Genomic DNA, 9196 nt, shown 5'->3' with positions numbered 1-9196 from the left:
GTCGCGGTTCGCGTTGAGCGCGGCCACGGTCACGGCGATGACATCGGCTGCTGAGGACATGGTCCGGTGCTTCGAGGAGGCGCTCGGGCTGCCGGGCGTCGAGCAGTGGCCCTTCGAGGTCGGCCGTGCTCATCTGGCGTACGGCGAGAGGCTGCGCCGTCAGGGGCTCAACCGCGAGGCCCGGGTGCAGCTGGCCGCCGCCCGCGGCTGCTTCGAGGAGCTCGGGGCCCGTTCGTGGGAGGCCCGGGCCGCGGCGGAGCTCCGCGCCACCGGGATGACTCGGAGCGGCCGGGGCAAGGCTGGTGAGGCCCTCACCCCGCAGGAGCTGGAGGTCGCCAGGCTGGCGGCGACGGGGCTGTCGAACCCGCAGATCGCGTCGCGTCTGTTCCTTTCGCCGCGGACCGTGTCGTCGCATCTCTACCGTGTGTTCCCGAAGCTGGGGATCACGTCGCGGGCCGGGCTCCGCGACGCTCTGGAGGCGCTGCCTCCCGAGCCTCCGGCCACCCGGCTGTGAGAGCTACCGGTCGGGTCTCAGCACTGCCCCGGTACTGACGTAAGCGAGCCGTCGGCCGGATGTCAGTCAGCTGACGGAGGCTGTCAGCACGGTGGCCGAGCCATTCTCGTGGAGACATCGAATCGGCCCGGTACCCGGGCGAGACCACGAGGAGCGGACCATGAACACCATCGCGCAGCACTGGATCAACGGACAGTGGACCGGCTCCGGCTCGGTTCTGGAATCGATCAACCCGGCCGACGGCACCGTCGTCGGCTCGTTCTACGACGGCGGCGAAGCAGAGGCCTCGGCCGCCGTGGACGCAGCCGCTGCCGCGTTCGAGACCACCGAATGGGCGCGCACTCCCTCGCTCCGGGCGACCGCACTCAGCCGGCTGGCCGACGCCCTCGAGGCCCGGGTACCCGAGGTTGCGGCCATGTTGTCCCGGGAGAACGGCAAGCTGCTGGGTGAGACCACGTGGGAGGTCAGCGGTGCGGTCGGGTGGCTGCGGTACGCGGCGGCCTCTGCGCGCACCCAGACCGCCGGACGCGCCGCCGAGACGGCACCCGGCCAGTACACCCACTCGGTGCCCGAGCCGCTCGGTGTCGCCGGGATCATCTCGCCCTGGAACTCCCCCATCATGCTGACCGTGCGGGCACTGGGCCCGGCGCTGGCCGCCGGCTGCACCGCCGTGGTCAAACTGCCGGCTCAGACGGCACTGACCAATGAGCTTTTCGCGCAGGTCCTGGCCTCGGTCCCGGAGATCCCGGCGGGCGTGGTCAGCGTGTTCACCGAGTCCGGCAACACCGGGGCCCCGTTCCTGGTCTCCTCGGACAAGGTCGACGTGATCAACTACACCGGCAGTACGCCGGTCGGGCGCCATATCGCGGCCGCGGCCTCCACCACGCTCAAGCGGCTCGGTCTGGAACTGGGCGGCAAGGCGCCCATGGTGATCTTTCCCGACGCCGATCTGGACATGGTGATCCCGACCGTGGTGCAGTCGCTGGTGCTGATGAACGGGCAGTTCTGCTGCACCGGCTCCCGCGTACTGGTTCACCGGGACATCGCCGACCAGGTGCGCACTCGGCTTACCGCCGCGCTCGCGCAGGTGCGGCTCGGCTCGGGCGACGACGAGAAGGCCCAGCTCGGCCCGGTGATCGACCGGGCGTCCGCCCAGCGGGTGGACGCGATCGTCGAGGAAGCCACCTCGTACGGCACGGTACTGCTGCGCGGCGGTGTGGTCACCGACGGCCCCCTGGCCACCGGCGCGTTCTACCGGCCGAGCCTGATCGAGGTGGACCGCACCGACGTCCGGATCGTGCAGGAAGAGGTCTTCGGTCCGGTCCAGACGTTCGAGATCTTCGACGACGAGGACGACGCCGTGACCAAGGCGAACGCCACCATCTACGGCCTGGCCGCCTCGGTGTTCAGCTCGGACTCGATGAAGGCCCGCCGGATCGCCCGGCGCATCCGCACCGGCACGGTATGGATCAACACCTGGGGGGCCATCAGCGAGGACTTCGAGGAGGGCGGCGTCAAGGGAAGCGGTTACGGCTACCTGTGCGGCCCGCGCGCAATCGAGGAGTTCCAGGCCCTCAAGGTGTACGTGGAGCAGGACCACACCCAGTCCGCTCACTGATCAGATCATGACCTGGCCCGGCGCTCACCTGGGCACCGGGCCGTCCCCCCGCACGGGAAGGTTGCACCAGGCGTCGATCTGATCACCGGAGCGACGAACGGTCTTGGTCTCGCTCTGGCTGAGGAGCTTGCGGAAGCCGTGATCAGTTGCTTCTGCACGGTCGTGCCCCGCAGCGACTGGTGCCGATCGCGCAGCGTTTCGGGGCCGAGCAATACATCGCCGACCTGTCCGCTCTGGCCGAGACCCTGCGACTCGCGGCCGAAGTGGCGGCACGGCACGATCGCCTCGACGTGCTGGTCAACAACGCGGGTGTGGGTTTCACCTGGAACGGCGCCATCCGAAGCGTGTCAGCAGACGGATACCAGCAGCGGCTGGCGGTGAACCATTTGACCCCTGTGCTGCTCACCCTGCAACTGCTGCCGCTGTTGCGCGCGGGCAGCCCATCACGCAGCGCCAACATCACCTCGGTCGCGCAGGAACCGATGGAATCAAAACGATACGCAGCATTTCGATTTGGAGTGGTCCATGAACGAGAGAATTGTTTCCGATGCCTACGGTGCCGACGATCCTGGACTGCCAAGCCCACCGGCAGTGACAGACATCCGGCACACGCTTCGGGAGCAGAGCCGGAACACGTTCGCGAACGCCGAACCCCGGCTCGGCCCCACCGCTCCGGCCGCCGTCCGGCGTTGGAAGCTGTGGCTCCTCACCGTGTGCGGTATCTACCCCACCATCGTCCTGCTGGGCTTGGCCACGAACCCTGTTCTGGAGGATCTGTACCTGCCGGTGCGACTCGCTGTACTCGTCCCGGCGGCGGCAGCAGCGATGGTCTGGCAGATCAATCCCCGACTGCAGCGGCATTTCGGAGCTTGGCTCACCAGATGACAAGCAGCCCGACTCCGCCGCCGGTGTGCTCCGCGGCGCCCGCACACCACAGACCACTGCGCAGGCTCACGGCGCGAGGCCGCGACGAGACCCACCGCGGCGTCTCCTCACTGGAGCTCTTCTTCGACCTGTGCTTCATCGTGGCCATAGCCCAGGCAGGCGCCCAGTTGGTGCACGCCATAGTCGAGGGACACACGGGCGAGGGGATCCTCAACTACTTGATGATCTTCTTCGCCATCTGGTGGGCGTGGATGAACTTCACGTGGTTCGCCTCGGCTTACGACAACGACGACGTGCTGTACCGGATCGTCACGCTGATCCAGATAGCCGGCGTGCTCGTCCTGACGGCAGGCGTCTCCCAGGCGTTCGAGGAACACGCGTACCTGGTCATCATCCTGGGCTATTTGATCATGCGGCTCGCCATGACGGCGCAGTGGCTGCGCGTGGCGCGGTCGAGCCAGGGCCCCGAGCGGACGATGGCGCTGCGGTACGCCATCGGGCTGTGCCAGATCGGCTGGCTGGGGCTACTGGCCCTGCCGGAGGTCGGCCGCCCGTGGGTCTTCCTGGTGATGGCGCTGCTGGAGATGGCCGTACCGCTGTATGCGGAGCGGGCCCACCCCACGCCGTGGCACCCCCACCACATCGCCGAACGGTACGGGCTGCTCACGCTCATCGTGCTCGGCGAGACCATCGCGGCGGCCACCGTCGCCGTGAAGTCGGGGATAGACGAGCACGAGGCCCTGGGTGAGTTGCTGCCCATCGCCGCCGGCGGACTGCTGATCATTTTCGCCGCCTGGTGGGTGTACTTTGCGGTCCCCATCCACGGGCACCTCCGTTCCAACCGGCAGTCCTTCCTCTGGGGCTACGGTCATTACCTGATCTTCGTCTCGGGTGCCGCGATCGGGGCCGGCCTGGAGGTGGCGGTGGAGCAGGCGGTGGGCAAGGCGCACCTTTCGGCGCTGTCGGCCTCGGCGGCGGTGACGCTGCCGACAGCGCTGTTCCTGCTCACGGTGTGGGCGCTGCACTCGCGCTTCTACAAGGTGGGGATCGCCCAGCAGTCGGTGCTGCCGGTCACGGCGCTGCTGGTGGTCGTCTGTACGTTCCTGGGTCACTGGGCGGTGCTCGTGGCGGGGCTGGTGGCGGCGCTGGCGGTGGCAGCCGGGGTGACGCTGACGGCGCTCGGGGCGAGCCCGGAGCGCGGGAGGGGCGAGGAAAGCGTCGCGGTGCCAGTTCTGTGAGGGAACCCTCGTCGCCGCGGGAACCTGGCCGGCACGGCGTACGACGGCGCCCGTGCCGTGCGCCCGGTGCACCTGCTCAACGACGGCGACACGTTATTCACGCCGACGACGGGGACGCACCCGCTCGACACCGCGAACCCGCTGGCCCTGAACGACGTCCTCACGGCGGGGCGGGGACGCGGTGACCCACGCGACCGTACGCGCCGTGGGCACCGTCGAGTCGGTGCCCACGCCTGCTCGACGAACCGGGCACCAGCCTGCACGGCGAGGCCCAGGGCGACTTCCTCCGGTACGCCTACGGCCAGCTCGGACCCAAGCAGCAGGTCCTCTACACCACCCACTCCCAGCACATGATCGACCCCACGCGGTACGAGACCATGCGCCATCCACCACCAGGCGACCCACGAAGACCCGAGTCTGGGCGTGGTCATCACCTCGGCCGGCCTGTCCGCCGACCCCAAGACGATCCTGCCGGTGGAGGCGGCGCTCGGATACTCCGTATCTCAGCACCAGTTCCTCGGGGCCGGCCCGCTCCTGGCGGTGGAAGGCAGCAGCGACTCCATCTTCCTCATGCGCATGCCCGACTACCTGATCAGCCAGGGCCGCATCGGCCTCGATCCCCGGCTGGCGATCATCCCGGTCGGCGGCATCGGCAACTGCCGGCCTTCGTCGCCGTCATGGGACGCCGACTGCCCGTCCGCGCGCTCATCGACGGAGCCGAAACCACCAAGGTCCTCAACGCCGCTCAGGCCGCCAACGTCGACGCCACCCACATCACGTCATCAGCCAACTCGAAGGGCTCCCCGAGACGGCTGACATCGAGGACCTGTTCTCCACCAAGGACTACCTCTGGCTCCACAACAGGGCCGCGTCACCATCAACGAGGCAGACCTGATCGCTACCGACAAGCCCCTCCCGATCCTCAAGCGCATCGGGATCGCCCGGGAGAAGCAGAACAAGCCCCGGGACTTCGACCACGTCGGCCCCGCACACCAGCTCACCAGCGACAAGGAAGCCTTCTTCGAGCAGGTCGACAACGAGACCCTCGACCGCTTCGAGACGGTCTTCAAGAAGCTCACGGCCTGAACCTGCAGACAGCATGAAACCTAGGGAATCTGCATGACGGCCCGGGGTCGCTACCGGCGTCATGCCCACTCAACCCCCACCGCCCGCAGCGCTTCCAACTGCTCTTGGCTGAGTCTGTCTCGCCTCGTGCGGGTGCTCGATGTCCACACACCCAGTTTCACGACCACCGGTTCTCTCTCGCCGTCGACCGTGATCTGTTCGTTGTGGTCGCGCGGGACTGGCCGGCGGGCGCCTTCCCGTTCAACCCATTGAGCACTGTGCATCGTTAAGTTGCTGGTCAGAGGTCTGGTGTGCGCGGGGGCCGGAGTGCTCGTGCTGGTCGCGGGCGGATGACTCCGGCGTAGATCATCGGTCACCGGGAAACTTCATGGTTCGTCAGGACCAGCAGGGCCCTGACCAGGGTGGTCGCCCACTTCGGGTCGGTGCGGATCTTGCCGAGCACGCGCCGGTTCTTCAGGTGGGCGAAACCGTGCTCGATCGGGGCCCGGACGGCGGCGAGGGCCTTGTTGGACAGTTTCTGGCCGCGGGTCAGGGGGCGGTTCCGGGCAGCCCTGTAGCCGGTGATCACCGCCGGGTCGACGTCGGGATCGCTGTCGTCGAGGCCGACGAACCCCAGGTCGGCGATGGCTCCCAGGCCCGCCGCCCGCAGCTTGGCAGTGAGGCGGTCGTGGCGGCAGGCGGTGATCTCCGAGGACCGTCCGGGCCGGGCTGCGGAGACCCACAGCAGTCGGCCACGATCGTCGGTGAGCGCGATCACGAGCAGGCCGTGGCATTTACAGCGCCTTTCTCTACTGGTGAAGCCACCTCCCAAGCTGAGAAGCCTTCGTCGCGCCAACCCCGGTCTCCATGTCGTACGGGACGGCGTAGAGGCCGGTGATCTCGTTCCCGGCTCGCCAGCGCCGCAGGGCTTGTCAGCCCTGTGGCCAGATCAGGGATCCGGGTCGGTAGACCCGGGTGCGCAGTAAGGCCGCGATGGTCGCTGGGTCGCGCGGGGTGGAGAAGTGGAGCAGGGCGGACTCGGCAGCGGCGTCGGCGTCGTAGTGTTCCTGGTCTTCGCCGTCGTCCTCGCCGCCGGTGCCGGCGGCGAGGATCCGTCCGTCTTCGTCGCGTCGGACGTGGATCTTGCGCTGTCCGCTGGTGTGGGCGCGGGAGGCGAGCTGCTCGACGAGTCGTTCCTCATGACTGCGCAGGCCTCTGGAGGACGGCGACGAGGGGGCGGTAGCTGGCGGAGGCGACCATGTCGGCCGGGTCTTTGCCGGGCGGGGGGACGACCGGCACGATGATCCACGTGACCTTCGTGCTGTCGTTGCGGTGGGGCCGCAGCGCCCGGCTGGTGTTCTGCATGATCTTCGTCTGGGAGCTGCGGGTGTCGGCGAAGCAGATGGCTTCAGGCTCCGTTTGCCGGTGAGTGCGATAATTGCTGGTCAAGTGCGTGGCTGGTGGTTCGACTGCCTCGCGAGGTATAGCGAGGGACACGGCGGATGTGGGCGAAGTCAAGGACAGACATGGGCGTCGGCCCGACCGGACTGGTCGGCCGGGAGGGCGAGCTCGCCGAGCTTGCGGCGTTCCTGGACATGGCCGGGATGAACGGAGCCGCCCTGCTGCTCACCGGTGATCCGGGCGTGGGCAAGACGGCACTCCTGGACGCGACCGCCGAGCTGGCGGTGGCGAAGGGAGTGCGGGTCGTCCGCGGGAGCGGCGACGAGTACGAGACGGACATCAGCTTCGCGGGACTCCATCAGCTCGTCGGCTCGCTGCCGGACGAGCTCGGTCGTCTGCCGCATTCCACGCGGGAGGCCCTCGAGGTCGCCCTCGGTCTCGGCGCCGGCCCCGCGCCGAGCCGGATCGCCGTCCTGAACGCGGCACTGTCCCTGTTCGACGAGGCCGCGAAGGAGCGGCCGTTGCTCCTCGTGGTCGATGACCTTCATGCCGTCGACCAGGCGAGCCGGGCCGCGGTGGGTTTCGTCGCCAGAAGACTGGGCGGTCGCCGCATCGGGCTGCTCGGAGCACAGCGAGAGGAGCCCGACGAATCCTTCCGGTCCACCGGTCTGCCGGAGCTCGAGATCGCGCCGCTGGACGACGCGGACGCCCTGCGACTGCTGTCCCGGCGCTTCGCCCACCTTCCCCGCCGGGTCCTTTCGACCTTGGCGCACGAGGCACAGGGAAACCCCCTGGCTCTGCTCGAGTTCGCCGGGTCCACCGGGGCGTCCGGCGGCCAACACGGCCAAGGGGCGGGGTGGGCGAGCGGCCAGGGACGGGATGTCCGCGCTCTGTACGGCGCCCGCGTCGGACGGCTACCGCACAGAACGCGCGAGGTACTGCTGCTCGCGGCTCTTGAGGGCTCCGGCGACATCGGCATTCTCGAGGCGGCCGGCGGGCCGGGCAGCCTTGAGGAACTTGCTCCCGCAGAGCGTGACCACCTGGTCATGGTCACGGAGAACGGCCGCGCGGTGCGCTTCAGGCATCCGCTGGTCAGGACCGCGGTAGTCGACGGTTCCACCGGTGAACAGCGGCGCGGCGCCCACCGTCGGCTGGCCGACGCGCTGGCCGACCAGCCCGAGCGGCGCGGTGATCACCTCGCGAGAGCCACGACGGCGCCCGACGAGGCGGTCGCCGCCGTCGTGGAGTCGGCGGCCCGGAGCAGCCTGCGGCGCGGTGACGCTGACGGCGCAATAGCGAGATTGCGGCGCGCGGCCGAGCTGAGCCCCGACCGAGCGGACCGCAGGCGCCGCCTGTCGCAGGCCGCCTATGCCGCCGCCTGGGTCACAGGCCATCTGGAGGTCAGCCACGAGATCATGCATGAGGTCGAGGGCAATCCGGCGGCCCGGTCGCTCTCGGCGGCCGCGACTGCCGGCTTCCTGGTGCTCGTCACGGAAGGCGACGCCGATACGGCCCATGCACTCCTGATGGAGGCGGTCGAGCAGGCCCCGATGATGCCCGGACCGCCGCATGAGGAGCTGGAGACCGCGCTGTTCACCCTCACCCTCGCCAGCCAGTACTCGGGCCGGCCCGAGCACTGGCAGCCTCTGGTCAACGTGCTCGCCCGGGTCCCCGAGGCGACGCCCGCCGCCGCGGCGTCGCTGGGGCGCGTCCACCACGACCTCGGCTCCGTCACCGACGGCATGCTGCGCCGCCTGGACGAGGAGATCGCGCGGCTGAGGGACCAGAGTGACGCCGACGTGGTCATCCGCACCGCCCTGACCGCCTCGTACCTCGACCGGCTTCCGGGCTGTCGCGAGGCCGTGTCCCGGGTCATACGCGACGGCGGCGCGGTGGGATCGAGCATGCCGGCCCTGATGTTCGTCGCCCTGGACGATCTGTACGCCGGCCGGTGGCAGGCGTCGGCCGGCGCCGCGGACGAGCTCATCGCACTGTCCGAGGAGACGGGGTACCACCTGTTCGCCCAGGTGGGGCACTACGTCGCTGCAATGGCCGCGGCCCAGCGCGGCGCCCTCGACGCGTGCCGGGAGCACTGCGAGGACATCTGGAGGTGGTCGGGTCCCAGGGGCCTGCGGCGGCTGGAGAACTGCGCCCACCAGGCGGCGGCCCGGGTGGCCCTCGGCGCCGCCGACTTCGAGACGGCGTTCCGGCACGCCACGGCGATCTGCGCCCCGGGTGTGCTGCCGCCGTTCAACCCCGAGGCCGTGTGGTCCGCGCCGGACCTCGTCGAGGCCGCCGTGCGCTCCGGGCGGCACGCGGAGGCGCGACGGCACGCGGACGCGCTGCGCGACGCCGGTGTCGGTCACCTCTCGTCGCGGTTCGCGTTGAGCGCGGCCACGGTCACGGCGATGACATCGGCTGCTGAGGACATGGTCCGGTGCTTCGAGGAGGCGCTCGGGCTGCCGGGCGTCGAGC

General features: G+C 69.6%; 10 protein-coding genes and 1 pseudogene. 8 read left to right on the top strand and 3 right to left on the bottom strand.

Annotated elements, in window-relative coordinates; genetic code table 11:
* From IEZ10_RS38290 to IEZ10_RS38265, 6 genes and pseudogenes are all read left to right on the top strand, one after another.
* Positions 1-514: helix-turn-helix transcriptional regulator (locus IEZ10_RS38290; RefSeq protein ID WP_189251391.1), on the top strand; the 514-nt coding region annotated here is incomplete at its 5' end.
* Positions 515-674: 160 nt separating this feature from the next.
* On the top strand, positions 675-2132 hold the full coding sequence (locus IEZ10_RS38285; protein ID WP_189251390.1) for an aldehyde dehydrogenase family protein: 1458 nt from the start codon (positions 675-677) through the stop codon (positions 2130-2132).
* A 179-nt stretch (positions 2133-2311) separates the two neighbouring features.
* Positions 2312-2593, top strand: a pseudogene (locus tag IEZ10_RS38280) (SDR family NAD(P)-dependent oxidoreductase); the annotation flags it as partial.
* A gap of 64 nt (positions 2594-2657) precedes the next feature.
* Positions 2658-3017, top strand: a complete 360-nt coding sequence (locus IEZ10_RS38275) for a putative antibiotic biosynthesis monooxygenase (RefSeq protein ID WP_189251393.1) — start codon at positions 2658-2660, stop codon at positions 3015-3017.
* The gene (locus tag IEZ10_RS38270) at positions 3014-4255 is read left to right on the top strand and encodes a low temperature requirement protein A (protein WP_189251392.1); all 1242 of its coding nucleotides are present in this window, start codon (positions 3014-3016) and stop codon (positions 4253-4255) included. Before IEZ10_RS38275 ends, IEZ10_RS38270 begins: the two co-directional genes overlap by 4 nt.
* 423 nt (positions 4256-4678) lie before the next feature.
* On the top strand, positions 4679-5071 hold the full coding sequence (locus tag IEZ10_RS38265) for a hypothetical protein (RefSeq protein WP_189251389.1): 393 nt from the start codon (positions 4679-4681) through the stop codon (positions 5069-5071).
* A gap of 27 nt (positions 5072-5098) precedes the next feature.
* Here the strand turns inward: IEZ10_RS38265 and IEZ10_RS38260 are convergent, their stop codons facing one another.
* From IEZ10_RS38260 to IEZ10_RS38255, 3 genes are all read right to left on the bottom strand, one after another.
* Positions 5099-5356, bottom strand: a complete 258-nt coding sequence (locus IEZ10_RS38260; protein WP_189251388.1) for a hypothetical protein — start codon at positions 5354-5356, stop codon at positions 5099-5101.
* A 44-nt stretch (positions 5357-5400) separates the two neighbouring features.
* Entirely contained in the window at positions 5401-5604 is a 204-nt protein-coding gene (locus tag IEZ10_RS40615; protein WP_506004887.1) for a Helicase associated domain protein, read from the bottom strand.
* 89 nt (positions 5605-5693) lie between these two features.
* Positions 5694-6152 (bottom strand): transposase family protein, encoded by a 459-nt coding sequence (locus tag IEZ10_RS38255; protein WP_268246442.1) that lies wholly within the window; start codon positions 6150-6152, stop codon positions 5694-5696.
* Between the two features lie 468 nt (positions 6153-6620).
* On the opposite strand from IEZ10_RS38255, the gene IEZ10_RS40195 reads away from it, so the two are divergent.
* Entirely contained in the window at positions 6621-6749 is a 129-nt protein-coding gene (locus tag IEZ10_RS40195) for a hypothetical protein (RefSeq protein WP_268246441.1), read from the top strand.
* 97 nt (positions 6750-6846) lie between these two features.
* The coding region (locus IEZ10_RS38245; protein ID WP_229812095.1) for an ATP-binding protein at positions 6847-9196 on the top strand (2350 nt) is incomplete at its 3' end.

The organism is Streptosporangium pseudovulgare, from assembly GCF_014648055.1.
Classification (GTDB): Bacteria; Actinomycetota; Actinomycetes; order Streptosporangiales; family Streptosporangiaceae; genus Streptosporangium; species Streptosporangium pseudovulgare.
Note: the sequence above shows the minus strand (reverse complement) of the source record. Positions and strands in the feature narration are given on the sequence as shown.

What these genes read in the sequence shown, in the direction of transcription:
- IEZ10_RS38285 (WP_189251390.1), top strand. Translation starts at nt 675, where the DNA reads ATGAACACCATCGCGCAGCACTGGATCAACGGACAGTGGACCGGCTCC.
- IEZ10_RS38275 (WP_189251393.1), top strand. Translation starts at nt 2,658, where the DNA reads ATGAACGAGAGAATTGTTTCCGATGCCTACGGTGCCGACGATCCTGGA.
- IEZ10_RS38270 (WP_189251392.1), top strand. Translation starts at nt 3,014, where the DNA reads ATGACAAGCAGCCCGACTCCGCCGCCGGTGTGCTCCGCGGCGCCCGCA.
- IEZ10_RS38260 (WP_189251388.1), bottom strand. Translation starts at nt 5,356, where the DNA reads ATGCTGTCTGCAGGTTCAGGCCGTGAGCTTCTTGAAGACCGTCTCGAA.
- IEZ10_RS40615 (WP_506004887.1), bottom strand. Translation starts at nt 5,604, where the DNA reads ATGCACAGTGCTCAATGGGTTGAACGGGAAGGCGCCCGCCGGCCAGTC.
- IEZ10_RS40195 (WP_268246441.1), top strand. Translation starts at nt 6,621, where the DNA reads ATGATCCACGTGACCTTCGTGCTGTCGTTGCGGTGGGGCCGCAGCGCC.